The following is a 14,612-nucleotide window of genomic DNA, read 5'->3' as shown; positions in this document are numbered from 1 at the left end:
TGGTCGTCCAGAGGGCTGGGCCTTCTCGGGGGTGTCGACCGCGGCATGCGGACAGATCGGCGCAGATAGCGCTGGTACATACTACCTGCGCGTCGCCCCGACGGGCAACGATCAGGAGAGCACTGCGCGCCGTAGCGTGTCGAGCCCGACGCCGCCGAGCTGCAGTGCCTCGCGGTGGAACGCGCGGAGGTCGAAGTCGTCTCCCTCGCGCCGAGCCCGCTGGGCCCGCAGGTCCTCCCAGATGCGCTGTCCGACCTTGTACGAGGGGGCCTGGCCCGGCCAGCCGAGGTAGCGGTCGACCTCGAAGCGGACGAACTCGTCGTCCATGTTGACGTTGGCGCGCATGAACGTCAGGGCGGTCTCGTGGCTCCACGGCTCGGTCGAGCCGGGGAACGTCTTGCCGAGGTGCACGCCGATGTCCAGCACCACCCTGGCGGCGCGCATCCGCTGCCCGTCGAGCATGCCGAGGCGGTCGCCCGGGTCGGAGAGCCAGCCGAGCTCGTCCATCAGCCTCTCCGCGTAGAGGGCCCAGCCCTCGGCGTGCCCCGACGTGCCCGCGAGCTGGCGGCGCCAGGTGTTCAGCAGGGCGCTGTTGTAGACCGCCTGGCCGAGCTGGAGGTGGTGCCCCGGCACGCCCTCGTGGAACACGGTCGTCGTCTCGCGCCAGGTGCCGAAGCGGGTGACGCCCTCGGGCACCGACCACCACATGCGTCCCGGTCGGGAGAAGTCGTCGCTGGGGCTCGTGTAGTAGATGCCGCCGTCCTTCGTGGGCGCGATGCGGCACTCGAGGCGACGGACCGGCTCCGGCACGTCGAAGTGCGTGCCGGCGAGCTCGGCCACGGCGCGGTCGCTGAGCTGCTGCATCCACTGCTGCAGCGCCTCCGTGCCCTCGAGCTGGCGGGCAGGGTCGGCGTCGAGGACGGCGATCGCCCGCGCCACGTCCGCGCCCGGCTCGATCTCGCGCGCCACCGCCTCCTGCTCGCTCGTCATGCGGGCGAGCTCGTCGAGGCCCCACTCGTACGTCTCGTCGAGGTCGACGGTTGCCCCGAGGAACCGCCTCGAGTGCAGGGCGTAGGTGTCGCGGCCGACGCCGTCCTGGACGGCGGCCGCGGGCAACAGCTCGTCGAGCAGGAACCGCCGGGCTTCGAGATAGCCCTCCCCCGCCGAGGAGGCGCCCCTCGCGAGATCGGAGGCGAGCGCCGACGAGGGGGCGGTGCCGTCGGCCAGTCGGGCGGACGCGGCGAGCTCGGCGAAGAAGCCGTCCGGGGAGCCGATCCGGGCGCACTGCTCGGCCACCGCCTCCACCTGGCGCCGCGCCGGGACCACGCCCTCGGCGATGCCCTGACGGAACGTCTCGACCAGCTGTTCGAGTGCCTGGTCGACGCGGCTGAGTCGCGACGCCACGTCGGCCCAGTCGCCTTCCGTCTCGGTGGGCATCAGGTCGTAGACCTCGCGGATCGCCTGGATCGGCGAGGCGATGACGTTGAGGTCGCGCAGCTGCAGACGCTGCTCGGCGTACTCGAGGTCGAGGCGGAGCTCGGCCCCGAGGTCGTCCTGGGTGACGCGGTCGACGTCGTCGACGGGCTCCGCGGCGTCGAGCTCGGCGAGCACGCGGCGGACCGCCTCGACGTGGCGCTCGTGGCCCGCCGGCGAGTAGTCGCCGTACTCGCCCGTGCGCCCCTCGCGCCCGATCCACGTCGCGGTGGTGGGGTCGAGGTCGACGAGCTGGTCGACCCAGCGCTCGGCGATGCCGTCGATCGGCGTCTGCGGGCGGACGGGAGGCGTCGTGGGCTCGGTCATGGTCCGAGGCTACCCACACGACGACGGGGCGTCGCTTCGACCTCGGCCGACGCGACGCCCCGTGGGACGGACGGGTGCTACTCGGCGTCGAGGTCCGTCTCGAGCAGCGTGGCCAGCTCGTCGAGGGCCGCGTCGGCGTTGTCGCCGTCGGTGGCGAGGACGACCTCGTCGCCGTGGCCGATGCCCAGCGAGAGGACGCCGAGGATGCTGGCGGCGTTGACGGTCTTGCCGGCGGGCGAGGTCAGCGTGACCTTGGCGCCGCTCTTGCCGGCGGCCTGGCTGAAGAGCGAGGCGGGGCGGGCGTGCAGGCCGACGCTCGAGGCGATGGTGACGGTGCGTTCTGGCATTTCTTCTCCTTGGTCGAGACCGGTCTGGTCGGGGTGCGGGCCGGGGCCCGGGACATGTCAGTCGTGGGTGGTCGGTCGATCGTCGCGGTGGGGCTCGATCGTGACCTTGATGGCCTCGCCGCTGGCGATGGCCTCGAGGGCGTCGTGCAGGCGGTCGAGGGGGAAACGGTGGGTGATCAGGTCGCCCACCACGACCTCGCCCGAGGCGATGAGCCGTAGCGCCTCGCGGTTGTGCGCCGGGCTCGACCCATTCACGCCCACGATCGTCAGCTCACGGTAGTGCACGAGGTTCGAGTCGATGCTGATCTGCGAGTCGTCCCGGGCGAGGCCGCCGAAGAGGCTGAGGCGGCCGCCGGGCGCGAGGAGTGCGAGAGCCTGTTCCTGGGCCGGCCGTGACGCGGCGGCAGTGATGACGACGTCGACCCCCAGACCGCCGGAGGCGGCGCGGACCTGGTCGAGGACGACCTGGCGTCCGTCTGCTCCCGCCTCCACCGCGAGGGCGAGGTCCGGGCGGACGAGGGCGGCAGCCCGCGCGAGGCGGTCCGGGTTCGCGTCCACCAGGATCACCTGTCGCGCTCCCCTGGCGCGGGCGAGGCGCACGTGCATGCAGCCGATCGGACCCGAGCCGATGACGAGGACGCTGTCTCCCTCGCCGACCCGCGCGAGCTCCTGGCCGTTGAGGACACACGCGAGGGGCTCGACGAGCGACGCCTCCTCGGACGAGACGTGGTCGGGTACGCGGTTGACTCCGCCGACGGCGAGGACGGCCGCGGGGACGACCATGAACTCGGCGAACCCGCCGGCGTACTGGTAGCCGATGCTCGTCTGGCGGGGGCAGACGCTGGGCCGGCCGGCCCGGCAGACGTCACAGGTGCCGCACGGCACGGCCGCGATCACCTGGACGCGGTCGCCGACGGCCCAGCCGTCGACGTCGTCGCCGACCGCGACGACGGTGCCGGCGACCTCGTGGCCCATCACCTGCGGGCCGGTCATGTGGGGGTGGCCCGACCGCAGGATCTTGAGGTCGGTCCCGCAGGCGGAGCAGTTGTCGACGCGGAGGAGGAGCTCACCGCGAGAGACCCCGGGCGTCGCCACGTCGTCGAGACGCACGTCGCCCGGGGCCCACCACTTCGCTGCTCTCACGAGGAGTCCGAGCCGCCCGTCACTCGTCGTCGTCGGTCGACGCGAGGAGCTCGTAGACCTCCGACGTCGTCGTGGCGCCGCGCAGGGCCGCGGCGGAGTCGGGGTCCATCAGGATGCTGGCGAGCTGGCTGAGGATGGCGATGTGGCCGTTGCCCGCCGCGGCGATGCCGACGGCGACCGAGACCTCGTTGCCGTCCCAGTCGACAGGGGTCGGGAAGCGGAGCACGACGAGCGCGTCCTTCTTCACCGAGTCCTTGCCGGCGAGCGTGCCGTGCGGGATCGCGACGCCCTCGCCGACGTAGGTCGACACCGAGTTCTCGCGCTCGAACATGGCGTCGACGTAGGTCTCGTCGATCGCCCCGGCCTCGATGAGCGCCTGGCCCGCGGCGCGGATGGCCTCGTCGCGGCTCGAGGCCTTCTCGTCGAGACGGATCGACGACTCCGCGAGGAGCGACGTCAGCTCGGGTGCCTGCTGGTCCGCCATCGTCAGACCTCGACCGTCGTGCCGTCCTGGATGGCCTTGACCACCTTGGCGACCGAGGGGTCGCCCATGAACAGCTGGAACGGGACGACGGGGATGTTCGGCACGACACCGCGCGCGCGCTCGGCGAGGTTGTTCTGCGTCACGACGACGTCGGCGTCGGCCGGGATGTCGGCGACGGGCGAGTGCTCGACGGTGACGCCGCTCTTCTTGAGCTGCTTCTTGAGGGTCGAGGCCAGCATGACGCTGCTGCCCATGCCCGCGTCGCACGCGACGATGAGCTTCTTGATGGAGGAACCGTCGAGGGTTGCCATGTCAGTCTCCTTGTTTCTCAGGGTGGGGGGCCGGCCGGAGCCGGCCCCCCGAGTCAATCAGTTGGACGCTGAGGGCGCGGCCGTGCCCTTGCTGGTCGCCTTGTTGGCGGCCGTGGCGGCCTGGGCGTCGGCGAGGGCCTGGGCCTGTGCGGCGTCGTCCTCGGCGGCGGCCTCGCGCTTCTCCTTGCGGCCGAAGCCCATGAGGAACGAGCAGACCACGAACGAGACGGCGGCGGACAGCAGGATGCCGACGAGGATCACCGGGAAGTCGCCGGGGGCGGCGACGAGGGCGTAGGCGATGATGCTGCCGGGCGAGGGGCTCGCGACCAGGCCGACGCCCGTGAGGAGGAAGAAGCCGACGCCGGTCGCACCGCCGAGCACGGCGCCGATGAGGAGGATCGGCTTCATCAGCACGTACGGGAAGTAGATCTCGTGGATGCCGCCGAAGAACTGCACGATGATCGCGGCCGGCGCCGAAGGACGGATGGCGCGCGGTCCGAAGAAGAGGAACGCGAGCAGGATGCCGAGGCCCGGACCGGGGTTCGACTCGAGCATGAACAGGATGGACTTGCCGGACTCGGCAGCCTGGTCGATGCCGAGGGGCGTGAGCACGCCCTGGTTGATGGCGTTGTTGAGGAACAGGATCTTCGCCGGCTCGATCAGCAGGGACGCCAGAGGCAGCAGGCCGCGCTCGACGAGGAAGTCGACCCCGTTGCCGAGGATCGTGGTCAGGCCCGAGGTGAGCGGTGCGATGCCGAAGTAGGCGCCGATCGCCATGGCCCCGCCGAAGATGCCGAGCGAGAAGTTGTTGACGAGCATCTCGAAGCCGGACTTGATGCGGCCGTCGAGCGCACGGTCGAACTGCTTGAGCAGCAGAGCGGCCAGCGGGCCGACGATCATCGCGCCGAGGAACTGCGGCTTGTCGGTCGCCACGATGACGCCCATCACGGCGATCGAGGCGATGACGGCGCCGCGCTGGCCGTGGACCATGCGGCCACCGGTGTAGGCGATCAGGATCGGGAGCAGGTACAGGATGATCGGGTCGACGAGCGACGCGACGGTCTCGTTGGGCGTCCAGCCCGTGGGGATGAAGAGGGCCGTGATGAGGCCCCAGGCGATGAACGCGCCGATGTTCGGCATGACCATGCCGGCCAGGAAGCCGCCGAAGCGCTGGACGCGCGCGCGGACTCCCGTTCCGGTGACCGTGGGGGTGAATTCGGACATGAGGGGCGGTACTCCTTCGTACTCAGTGGTGAGTCTCGGTGAGGGTGGTGGGCAAGGACGTGGTGCGTCGGGTGGGGATCGAGGAGGCGGCGGCCGCGTCCCCGACGAGCGGGCTCGTCAGGTCGGGCTGCGCCAGGAGCGACGCCTCGGAGGCGTCGAGGTCGGAGGGCGCCGGGACCGTGGTGCCGGGCAGCCTCGTGGCGGCGGCACCCCAGGTCAGGGCGGCGAGGAGGCGGTCGCGGGGGGCGCCTCCTGCGGTCTCGCTCGCGAGGTAGCCCGCGAGGAAGCTGTCGCCCGCGCCGACGGTGCTGCGCGGGACGGCGACGTGGGACGTGCCGACGACGACGCCGTCGGGGCCGACGAGGACGGCGCCCTCTGCCCCGAGGCTGACGAGCACGGTGCCGACGCCGGAGACGCGGACGGCCTCGGCGGCCGCCACGACGTCGCCCAGCGTGTCGAGCGAGCGGCCCGCCAACTCGGCGAGTTCCGCGAGGTTCGGCTTCAGCAGGTCGGGCCGGGCCTCGACCGCCGCGGACAGGGCGTCGCCGCTCGTGTCGACGGCGAGCTTGGCGCCGGTCCGGCGCACGTCGTCGACGAAGCGGGCGAACGTCGCCGTGCTGATCTCGGGCGGCAGGCTGCCGGACACGACGATCCAGGTGGCGTCCTCCGCCGTCGCCCGGACGACGGCCGTGATCGCGGTCAGGTCGTCGTGGCTCAGCGCGAGACCGGGCTCGTTCAGCTTGGTCACCGTGCCGCCGGGCTCGGCGACCGTCAGGTTCGACCGGGTGCGGCCCGAGACGGGCACGTACCGCGCGCTCACGCCGGCCGCGTCGAGCAGGGCGCTCAGCTCGGCGCCCTCGCGTCCGCCGACCGGGAGCACGGCCACACTGCGGACCCCGTGGGCGGTCAGGGCGCGGGCGACGTTGACGCCCTTGCCCGCCGGCTCGAGGAGCGGCGCGCCGGTGCGGACGACGTCGCCGCGGTCCAGGCGGCTGACCTCGACGGTGCGGTCGAGGCTCGGGTTGAGGGTCACGGTGACGATCACACGATCACCACCCGGGGCCCGGAGCGCTCGACGTCGTCGGCGAGGTCGGCGTCGACGCCCGTGTCGGTGATGACCGTGTCGACCTCGGAGAGCGGGGCCACACGGGCGAAGTCCTCGCGGCCGAACTTCGAGTGGTCGGTGAGGATGACGGTGCGCCGAGACGCCGCCATCAGGGCCTTCTTGACCCGCGCCTCGGCGAGGTCGGGCGTGGTGAGGCCCCGCTCGGCCGAGAGCCCGTTCGTGCCCATGAACGCGACGTCGGCGAAGACCTCGGCGATCTGCGTACGGGTCCACTCCCCCACGGCGGCCAGGGTGCGACCGCGGACGACCCCGCCGAGGAGGTGGAGGGTCACGTTGGGCCGGGCGACGAGCACGTTCGCGACGGGCAGCGAATGCGTCACGACGGTGAGCTCGCGGTCCGTCGGCAGCAGCTCGGCGAACCGGACGGTCGTCGTGCCGGCGTCGACGATGATCGACCCGCCGTCGGGCAGCTCGTCGAGGGCTGCCCGGGCGATCCGCTCCTTCTCGCCGGCGGCCGAGCCCTCGCGGTCGGCGACGTGCGGCTCGATGCCGAGGCGCTCGACGGCGATGGCCCCGCCGTGCACGCGCCGCAGGACCCCGCGCCGCTCGAGCGCCGTCAGGTCGCGGCGCACCGTCTCCGGCGTCACGGACAGCTCACGGGCCAGACCGGCCACCTCGACGCGGCCACGCGTGCGCGCCGAGTCCAGGATCTGCTGGTGGCGCTCGGGAGCGTACATGCGCGGAGACTCCGTCGTCAGTCGTGCGGCTCGCGGGGCGGTGAGGCCGAGCGGGGAGAGCGGGGGTGGACAGCTGGGGCAGGCAGAGCAGGAACAGATGTTGTTCCGGGTTTATATAAGTCCGTTCGCGTCCCTTGGTCAAGTCAGACGCGCATGTCGCCCCCGCTTGTGCCCGTTTCGGGGGACGAGAGCGACATCACGACCCCCGACGTCGTCGACGTGACGTCGCGGTGCCGGCCCTGGTGCGCCGAAGACCTGCCGCTAGTGAGCCGCAGCGTCCCAGCTGTTGCCGAGGCCCACGCTGACGTCGAGCGGCACGCGGAGCTCGGCGGCCCCGCTCATGCGGCGGCTGACGATGTCGCGGACGTCGTCGACCTCGCCCGGCGCGACCTCGACGATCATCTCGTCGTGGACCTGCAGCAGCACGCGGCTGGCCATCTCGCGCTCGTCGAGCTCGCTGCGGACGCCGAGCATGGCCCGCTTCATGATGTCGGCGGCCGAGCCCTGGATGGGCGCGTTGAGCGCAGCGCGCTCGGCGTTCTCGCGCAGGACCCGGTTGGGCGACTTGAGGTCGGCGAAGGGGCGCCGGCGACCGAAGATCGTCTCGGTGTAGCCGTCTTCACGCGCCTTCTCGACGACGTTGCGCAGGTACTCCCTCACCGCGCCGAAGCGCTCGAAGTAGTCGGTCATCAGCTGCTTCGCCTCGGAGCTCTCGATCCGCAGCTGCTTCGACAGGCCGAACGCGCTGAGGCCGTAGGCGAGGCCGTACGACATCGCCTTGACCTTGGTGCGCATGGCCGGGCTGACGTCCTCCGGCTCGACCCCGAAGATGCGGGCGCCGACGAAGCGGTGCAGGTCTTCTCCCGCGTTGAACGCCTCGATCAGGCCGGCGTCGCCGGACAGGTGGGCCATGATGCGCATCTCGATCTGCGAGTAGTCGGCCGTGAGGAGCGTCTCGTACTCGGGGCCGTGCACGAAGGCCGCCCTGATCTCGCGGCCGACCGCGGCCTTGACCGGGATGTTCTGGAGGTTCGGGTCGACGGACGAGATGCGGCCGGTGGTGGTGCCGGTCTGGTCGTACGTCGTGTGGATGCGGCCGTCGTGGGCGATCGACTTGTCGAGCGTGTCGATGATCTGCCGCAGCTTGGTCGCGTCGCGGTGCTGCAGCAAGAGACCGAGGAACGGGTGCGGGTGCTTCTCCTGCAGGTCGGCGAGGGACGCGGCGTCGGTCGAGTAGCCGGTCTTGGTCGCCCTGGTCTTGGGCATCTCGAGCTGCTCGAAGAGGACCTCCTGCAGCTGCTTCGGCGAGCCGAGGTTGACCTCGCGGCCGATCTCGGCGAACGCGTCCGTCGCGAGACCCGCCGCAGACTCGCCGAGGCGCGTGGAGAGCTCGGCCAGCACCGGGTGGTCGGCCGCGACGCCCGTGAGCTCCATGTCGCCGAGCACGGGGACGAGGGGCAGCTCGAGGTCGGTGAGGACAGCGCGAGAGCCCTCGTCGAGGGACTCGTGGAACGACTCGGCGAGCCGCAGCGTGTACCAGGCCTCCGTCGCGACGCTCACCTGCTCGTCGGCCGGGACGAGCTGGTTCGGGTCGGCGACGGGGAGGGTCTCGCCGAGCTGCTCGTAGACGAGGTCGGTCAGGGCGAAGGAGGTGCGGCCCGGCCTGAGCAGCCACGCCGCGACCCGCGTGTCGCCGGCGATCCCGGTGAGCGCGAGACCCGCCTTGGACAGGGCCTTGTAGGCACGCTTGGCGTCGTGCAGCACCTTCGGCGAGTCGGCGTCGAGCCAGGCCTCGAGCGCGACGTAGTCGCCGCGGCCCGTGGCCCACGGCACGTAGGCGGACTCGTCGTGCGACGAGATGCCGAGCCCCACGACGCCCTCGGCGCCGTACTCGACGCTGAGCCCGACCGGCGACGCCGGGTCGGACGCGTGCTTCTTGAGCCAGAACGCGAGCTCTTCGTCGATGAGCGTGCGCACGACGGGCAGGCCGGCGGGGGCGGCCACGAAGGCGCCCTCTCCCGAGGCGTCGGGCGCGGCGCCGCTCGCGTCGGCGAGGGTGAGCACGCGGTCGAGGAGGGTGCGGAACTGGAGCTTGTCGAAGAGCTCGCGGACGGCCTCGGCGTCGACGGCACGGCGCTCGAGGTCGCCGGGCGCCACGGGCAGCTCGACGTCGGTCACGAGGCGGTTGAGCCGCCGGTTGCGGATCGCGCGCTCTTTCTGCTCGCGGAGGTTGCCGCCCACGACGCCCTTGATGTCGTCGGCGTGGGCGATGACCTCGTCGAGGCTGCCGAACTGGGTGATCCACTTGACCGCGGTCTTCTCGCCGACCTTGTCGATGCCGATCAGGTTGTCGCTGGTCTCGCCGACGAGAGCCGCGATCTCGGGGTACTGGTGCGGTTCGATGCCGTACCGCTCGAACACCTTGTCGCGGTCGTAGCGGGTGAGCTCGCTCACCCCACGGGCCGAGGGGTAGAGCAGCGTCACGTCGTCGTTGACCATCTGGATGGCGTCGCGGTCACCGGAGACGACGAGGACGCGGTAGCCGTCGTCGCGACCCCGGACGGCGAGGGTCGCGAGGATGTCGTCGGCCTCGAAGTCCTCTTTCGTGATGGTGGTGATGCCCATGGCGTGGAGGGCCTCTTGCAGGAGCGGGATCTGCCCCACGAACTCGACGGGCGTCTCCGAGCGCGTGCCCTTGTACTCGGGGTACTCACGCGTGCGGAACGAGAACCGGGAGATGTCGAAGGCGACCGCGAGATGGGTCGGCTTCTCGTTCTTGAGGAGGCTGAGCAGCATCGAGATGAACCCGTGGATCGCGTTGGTGTGCTGCCCCTCCCGGTTCACGAAACTGTCGACGGGCAGGGCGTAGAACGCCCGGAACGCGAGGGAATGGCCGTCGATGACCAGGAGGGTAGGCTTCGTTTCGTCCGACACCCCGTCAGCCTAGCGGGCGCCCCCGACAGCGGATCCGGAGCACCATGACCGACGCGACCACCTCCTCCTCGTCCAACGACGCCGAGCGGACCGTGCGTCCCGACGCCGCGCTCAGCGACGACGCGGTCGAGCTCTTCCGGCGCCGCGGCGTCGGCGCCCTCGCCGAGAGGATGGGCATCGAGATCCTCGAGATGAGCGCGGAGCGCGCCGTCGGCCGGATGCCCGTCGAGGGCAACACCCAGCCGGTCGGCATCCTGCACGGCGGGGCCCACGTCGTCCTGGCCGAGACCCTCGGCTCCGTGGCGGCGAACGTCCACGCCGGGGCAGGTCGCCTCGCGATGGGGATCGAGCTGAACGCCAGCCACAGCCGGTCGGCCACGACCGGCTGGGTGACGGGCACCTGCACTGCGGTCCACCTCGGCCGCACCCTCGCGACGCACCAGGTCGTCATGACGGACGACGACGGACGCCTGTTGTCGACGGTGCGCATCACGAACTACTTGACGGACGCCCGCGGCTGACTCCCTCGACCGGCGCCTCCCGGCAGGTTCCCGGGACGTGGCCGCACGACGAGAGGCCCGCCCCACCAGGGGGACGGGCCTCTCGTCGCGAACGGGCTCGCTACTTCTTGACGCTCAGCTGCTCGATGATCGCCTGGGCGACGTCGTGCATCGTGAGGCGGCGATCCATGGACGCCTTCTGGATCCAGCGGAACGCCTCCGGCTCGGTGAGGCCCATCTTCTCGTTGAGCAGGCCCTTGGCCCGGTCGACGAGCTTGCGGGTCTCGAAGCGCTCGACCAGGTCGGCGACCTCGGCCTCGAGGGTGATGATCTGCGTGTAGCGCGAGAGGGCGATCTCGATCGCAGGCAGGAGGTCGTTGGGCGTGAAGGGCTTCACGACGTAGGCCAGGGCGCCGGCCTCGCTGGCCCGCTCGACGAGCTCTTTCTGGCTGAACGCAGTCAGGAGCACGACGGGGGCGATGTGGTTCTTGCTCAGCGTCTCTGCCGCGGAGATGCCGTCGAGCTTCGGCATCTTGACGTCCATGATGACGAGGTCGGGTCGCAGCTCGGTCGCGAGGGCGACGGCGGTCTCGCCGTCTCCGGCCTCGCCCACCACCTCGAATCCGTTGTCGCGGAGGATCTCGACGATGTCGAGGCGGATGAGGGACTCATCCTCTGCGACGACGACGCGACGGGGTGCTGCTGGTGTTGCTTCCTGGTCACTCACGAAGCAGAGCCTACGGTATTCTCGCCTCGGTCGTCGTGAGCCGGATTGGCGGAATGGCAGACGCGGGGCACTCAAAATGCTCTGTCCGAGAGGGCGTGTGGGTTCGAGTCCCACATCCGGCACGGTCGACGACTCCCCCACCTGACCCGCGCCGCGCGCGCTGAGCGAGCGTCCGTCCACAGGTCGCGGGATCGAGACGATCTCGACTTCCTGCGTCGAAACGGTTGACCCGGGCCGCTCGTGCACTACGCTGGTGGGACTGGTTGTTGTGTTACGCATTTGTATCTCGCGACGTGCCAGGTCGAGATTCCTCGGAATCCCGGCCAGGGGGCGTCGTTCTCAGAGGGAGCGGACAAAAAGGCACCGCGACGAGCGATCTCGAAATCGAGATCGACAACTCTGATTGAAGGAACAAGAAAAATGGCAACAGGTACCGTTAAGTGGTTCAACTCCGAAAAGGGCTTCGGCTTCATCACCCCCGACGACGGATCCACTGACGTCTTCGCGCACTTCTCCGCGATCGCCGGCGACGGCTACCGCAACCTGGAGGAGAACCAGAAGGTCGAGTTCGACACGGCTCAGGGCAACAAGGGCCTCCAGGCCGAGAACATCCGCGTCATCTGACTCGGCGGCGTCCTCGAGACGCCGATGGTGACGATCTGATCGTCTCCGAAATCGAAGCCCCGATCTGCTCCGGCAGATCGGGGCTTCTTCGTGCCCGCGGCCCCTCGTGACGGAGCTGCGACGTCCGGACCAGCGCCGGACTCGGTCCGGACGCTACGTAGCTCGTGGCGGTGACTCCTGCCGACTGTGCTGTCCCTGTTGCGCGTCGGAGCCTCCGGCACGCGCCCCCGCGCACGAGTCAGGAGTTGCCGACGCCGGGTCGGTGAAGCTGAGCCCCGGCGGCGGGCCCGGGCGCGGAGGGTCGTCCGGAGGGCCGAGTGAGCCGGGTCGTCAACTCCTGACGGGTGCAGCGGCGCGGTCGCGCACGGGGGCCGCAGGCGGACGCCCCCGCGCACGCATCCGGAGTTGTCGACGCCGGAAGGGTGTCGCCGTGGACGCGGCGGCGAGGCCACGGTCAGAGGGGCAGGGGCAAGGGCAGCCCTAGAAGGAGCGCGACCGGCTCCCAGTCCGCCGCGGCTTCTCGGTACTCCGCCTCTGCCTCGGCTCCCCCGTCGTCCGCGTCTGCGTCGGCCCTGGAGGTTCGGTCCTCCGCGGCCGCCCGGGCCAGGCGCCAGCGCTCTGCGCGCAGGGACCACAGCGCGAGCTCGTCACCGTCGGCGTCGTCCGGAGCCGCGTTCGCGACGTCCCACGGCACGCGGACTGCCGGCAGGTCACGCTCTGACTCGTCCCTCGGTGCGTGGCCCGTGGCAGGTTCGCTGAAGTCAGCGAAGAGCCGCTTGGTGCCCACGGCGAGCACGGCGCCGACGGCGGCACCCGAGAGGACGAACGCCGCGAGGTCGCCGAGACCCTGGACGTGCCAGACGGCACCGGCCACGGTCCCCATGAAGAAGCCCCCGGTCACTCCCCCGGTCACCGTCCAGGCGTCCGTGAGGGCGGACCGGGCTCCGTCGGCTGGTCCGGTGCCTGCGCGGCTGCGCCGAGTCGTGGCGACGTCGTGGCCCGTGCCGCTCGGCACGACCCACAGGGAGCCTCCGACGACGAAGCAACGAGGGTGCGAGGGGCCGACTGACATGCCGGGAGGCTACGCCCGCAGTCTGAGGGCGGGCGGCGCATCCCGCTGCGCGCGAGAGGGCGTGCGCGGGCCCTGCGGGTCTCGGCAGGAACGGGTCCCAGAACGACGACGGCCGGGCCACCTCCGCGGAGGCGACCCGGCCGTGCCGGTGTCGTGCTGCTGTCGCGCTGTCAGCTCGTGCTGGCGTAGGCCGGTGCGGCCTCGCCGTGCGCGTCGCCCACGCGGTGCACGCGGAGGTCGTTCGTCGACCCCGCGATGCCGGGAGGAGAGCCGGCGATGACGATGACCTTCTCGCCCGAGAGGGCGAGCGCGTTGCCCAGCAGGATGTCGTCGACCTGCTCGAACATGGCGTCCGTGTGGGTCACGTTCTCGACGAGGAACGACTGGACGCCCCAGCTGAGCGCCATGCGGCGACGCGTCGCCTCGTTGGGCGTGAAGGCCAGGATCGGGATCGAGTGGCGGAGGCGCGACATGCGACGCACGGAGTCGCCCGACTCCGTGAAGACGCAGAGGTAGCGCGCCTGGACGAACTCGGCGACGTCGGCCGCCGCGAGGGTGATGGCGCCGCCCTGGGTGCGGGGCTTCGTGCCGAGCGGCGGGATGCGCTCGAGGCCGTGTTCTTCGGTGGAGGCGACGATGCGGGCCATGGTCTGCACCGTGACGACGGGGTACTCGCCCACGCTCGTCTCGCCGCTGAGCATGACCGCGTCGGCACCGTCGAGGACGGCGTTCGCCACGTCGCTGGTCTCGGCGCGCGTCGGGATCGGGCTGGAGATCATCGACTCGAGCATCTGCGTCGCGACGATGACCGGCTTGGCCATGCGGCGGGACAGCTCGACAGCGTGCTTCTGCACGATGGGGACGGCCTCGAGGGGCAGCTCGACGCCGAGGTCGCCACGGGCCACCATGATGCCGTCGAACGCGTCGATGATGGCCTCGAGGTTGTCGACGGCCTGCGGCTTCTCGATCTTGGCGATGACGGGCAGACGACGCCCCTCCTCGGCCATGATCTCGTGCACGCGGGTGACGTCGTCGGCGTCGCGGACGAACGAGAGCGCGATGAAGTCGGCGCCGAGGGCCAGGCCCCAACGGAGGTCCGCCTCGTCTTTCTCGGACAGGGCGGGGACGCTGACGGCGACGCCGGGCAGGTTGATGCCCTTGTTGTTCGAGACCGTGCCCGCCACGACGACCTCGGTCGTCACGGTCGTGCCGTCGGTCTCGAGCACGCGCAGCTTGACGCGGCCGTCGTCGATCAGCAGCGGGTCGCCCACGGCGACGTCGCCGGGCAGGCCCTTGAAGGTCGTGCCGCAGATCTCCTTCGTACCGAGGATGTCGTCGGTCGTGATCTTGAAGACGTCGCCGACCGCGAGGTCGTGCGGACCGTCGGAGAACTTGCCGAGGCGGATCTTCGGGCCCTGCAGGTCGACGAGCACGGCGACGGGACGCTCGGCGTCCGCCGCGGCCTGGCGCACGTTGGCGTAGACGGACTCGTGCACGTCGTAGCTGCCGTGGCTGAGGTTCATCCTGGCCACGTCGACGCCGGCGTCGATGATGGCCCGGATGTCGTCATAGCTCGACGTCGCCGGCCCGAGGGTGGCGACGATCTTTGCGCGTCTCATGTGTTCCTTACTGTAGGTAGGGGG

The 14,612-nt window shown here is 71.0% G+C and carries 14 protein-coding genes and 1 tRNA gene; 3 read left to right on the top strand and 12 right to left on the bottom strand.

Translation table 11 applies throughout. The features are described 5' to 3' along the window. Positions 1-111: 111 nt before the first annotated feature. From RWM17_RS01665 to polA, 9 genes are all read right to left on the bottom strand, one after another. A complete protein-coding gene (locus RWM17_RS01665) occupies positions 112-1,800 on the bottom strand; it encodes a DUF885 domain-containing protein (protein ID WP_314100818.1) in 1,689 nt (562 codons plus the stop codon). 77 nt (positions 1,801-1,877) lie between these two features. Further along, a complete protein-coding gene (locus RWM17_RS01660) occupies positions 1,878-2,147 on the bottom strand; it encodes an HPr family phosphocarrier protein (RefSeq protein ID WP_146900808.1) in 270 nt (89 codons plus the stop codon). 57 nt (positions 2,148-2,204) lie between these two features. Then, positions 2,205-3,290 (bottom strand): zinc-dependent dehydrogenase, encoded by a 1,086-nt coding sequence (locus tag RWM17_RS01655; RefSeq protein WP_314100815.1) that lies wholly within the window; start codon positions 3,288-3,290, stop codon positions 2,205-2,207. Between the two features lie 19 nt (positions 3,291-3,309). Beyond that, complete coding sequence (locus RWM17_RS01650) at positions 3,310-3,774, bottom strand: PTS sugar transporter subunit IIA (protein ID WP_123545845.1); 465 nt, start codon at positions 3,772-3,774, stop codon at positions 3,310-3,312. Positions 3,775-3,776: 2 nt separating this feature from the next. Next, positions 3,777-4,085, bottom strand: a complete 309-nt coding sequence (locus RWM17_RS01645; protein WP_146900799.1) for a PTS lactose transporter subunit IIB — start codon at positions 4,083-4,085, stop codon at positions 3,777-3,779. Positions 4,086-4,142: 57 nt separating this feature from the next. After that, positions 4,143-5,309: a PTS mannitol transporter subunit IICB gene (locus tag RWM17_RS01640; protein ID WP_314100813.1), complete on the bottom strand. Its 1,167-nt coding sequence runs from the start codon at positions 5,307-5,309 to the stop codon at positions 4,143-4,145. 22 nt (positions 5,310-5,331) lie between these two features. Then, complete coding sequence (locus tag RWM17_RS01635; RefSeq protein ID WP_314100812.1) at positions 5,332-6,342, bottom strand: 1-phosphofructokinase family hexose kinase; 1,011 nt, start codon at positions 6,340-6,342, stop codon at positions 5,332-5,334. A gap of 8 nt (positions 6,343-6,350) precedes the next feature. Further along, complete coding sequence (locus RWM17_RS01630) at positions 6,351-7,112, bottom strand: DeoR/GlpR family DNA-binding transcription regulator (RefSeq protein ID WP_123545849.1); 762 nt, start codon at positions 7,110-7,112, stop codon at positions 6,351-6,353. Positions 7,113-7,373: 261 nt separating this feature from the next. After that, positions 7,374-10,046 (bottom strand): DNA polymerase I, encoded by a 2,673-nt coding sequence (gene polA, locus RWM17_RS01625; RefSeq protein WP_314100810.1) that lies wholly within the window; start codon positions 10,044-10,046, stop codon positions 7,374-7,376. Between the two features lie 44 nt (positions 10,047-10,090). Between polA and RWM17_RS01620 the strand changes: the two genes are divergently transcribed. Then, positions 10,091-10,567 (top strand): PaaI family thioesterase, encoded by a 477-nt coding sequence (locus RWM17_RS01620; RefSeq protein WP_399539893.1) that lies wholly within the window; start codon positions 10,091-10,093, stop codon positions 10,565-10,567. Between the two features lie 100 nt (positions 10,568-10,667). Here the strand turns inward: RWM17_RS01620 and RWM17_RS01615 are convergent, their stop codons facing one another. Beyond that, entirely contained in the window at positions 10,668-11,273 is a 606-nt protein-coding gene (locus RWM17_RS01615) for an ANTAR domain-containing response regulator (RefSeq protein WP_146900783.1), read from the bottom strand. Positions 11,274-11,312: 39 nt separating this feature from the next. Here RWM17_RS01615 and RWM17_RS01610 point away from each other — a divergent pair. Together RWM17_RS01610 and RWM17_RS01605 are read left to right on the top strand one after the other, a co-directional pair. Beyond that, positions 11,313-11,395: transfer RNA gene (locus tag RWM17_RS01610), tRNA-Leu, on the top strand. A 298-nt stretch (positions 11,396-11,693) separates the two neighbouring features. Then, the gene (locus tag RWM17_RS01605) at positions 11,694-11,897 is read left to right on the top strand and encodes a cold-shock protein (RefSeq protein ID WP_055797427.1); all 204 of its coding nucleotides are present in this window, start codon (positions 11,694-11,696) and stop codon (positions 11,895-11,897) included. Between the two features lie 454 nt (positions 11,898-12,351). On the opposite strand, the gene RWM17_RS01600 is transcribed toward RWM17_RS01605, so the two are convergent. Further along, complete coding sequence (locus tag RWM17_RS01600; protein WP_314100805.1) at positions 12,352-12,969, bottom strand: hypothetical protein; 618 nt, start codon at positions 12,967-12,969, stop codon at positions 12,352-12,354. A gap of 170 nt (positions 12,970-13,139) precedes the next feature. Next, on the bottom strand, positions 13,140-14,588 hold the full coding sequence (pyk, locus tag RWM17_RS01595; protein ID WP_314100803.1) for a pyruvate kinase: 1,449 nt from the start codon (positions 14,586-14,588) through the stop codon (positions 13,140-13,142). Positions 14,589-14,612: the final 24 nt, after the last annotated feature.

It is taken from the genome of uncultured Frigoribacterium sp. (genome assembly GCF_963515265.1).
Taxonomy (GTDB): Bacteria; Actinomycetota; Actinomycetes; order Actinomycetales; family Microbacteriaceae; genus Frigoribacterium.
Note: the sequence above shows the minus strand (reverse complement) of the source record. Positions and strands in the feature narration are given on the sequence as shown.

Coding starts and splice junctions, on each gene's coding strand:
- RWM17_RS01645 (WP_146900799.1), bottom strand. CDS start 4,085: ATGGCAACCCTCGACGGTTCCTCCATCAAGAAGCTCATCGTCGCGTGC.
- RWM17_RS01600 (WP_314100805.1), bottom strand. CDS start 12,969: ATGTCAGTCGGCCCCTCGCACCCTCGTTGCTTCGTCGTCGGAGGCTCC.
- RWM17_RS01640 (WP_314100813.1), bottom strand. CDS start 5,309: ATGTCCGAATTCACCCCCACGGTCACCGGAACGGGAGTCCGCGCGCGC.
- RWM17_RS01605 (WP_055797427.1), top strand. CDS start 11,694: ATGGCAACAGGTACCGTTAAGTGGTTCAACTCCGAAAAGGGCTTCGGC.
- RWM17_RS01650 (WP_123545845.1), bottom strand. CDS start 3,774: ATGGCGGACCAGCAGGCACCCGAGCTGACGTCGCTCCTCGCGGAGTCG.
- RWM17_RS01620 (WP_399539893.1), top strand. CDS start 10,091: ATGACCGACGCGACCACCTCCTCCTCGTCCAACGACGCCGAGCGGACC.
- pyk (WP_314100803.1), bottom strand. CDS start 14,588: ATGAGACGCGCAAAGATCGTCGCCACCCTCGGGCCGGCGACGTCGAGC.
- RWM17_RS01660 (WP_146900808.1), bottom strand. CDS start 2,147: ATGCCAGAACGCACCGTCACCATCGCCTCGAGCGTCGGCCTGCACGCC.
- RWM17_RS01630 (WP_123545849.1), bottom strand. CDS start 7,112: ATGTACGCTCCCGAGCGCCACCAGCAGATCCTGGACTCGGCGCGCACG.
- RWM17_RS01665 (WP_314100818.1), bottom strand. CDS start 1,800: ATGACCGAGCCCACGACGCCTCCCGTCCGCCCGCAGACGCCGATCGAC.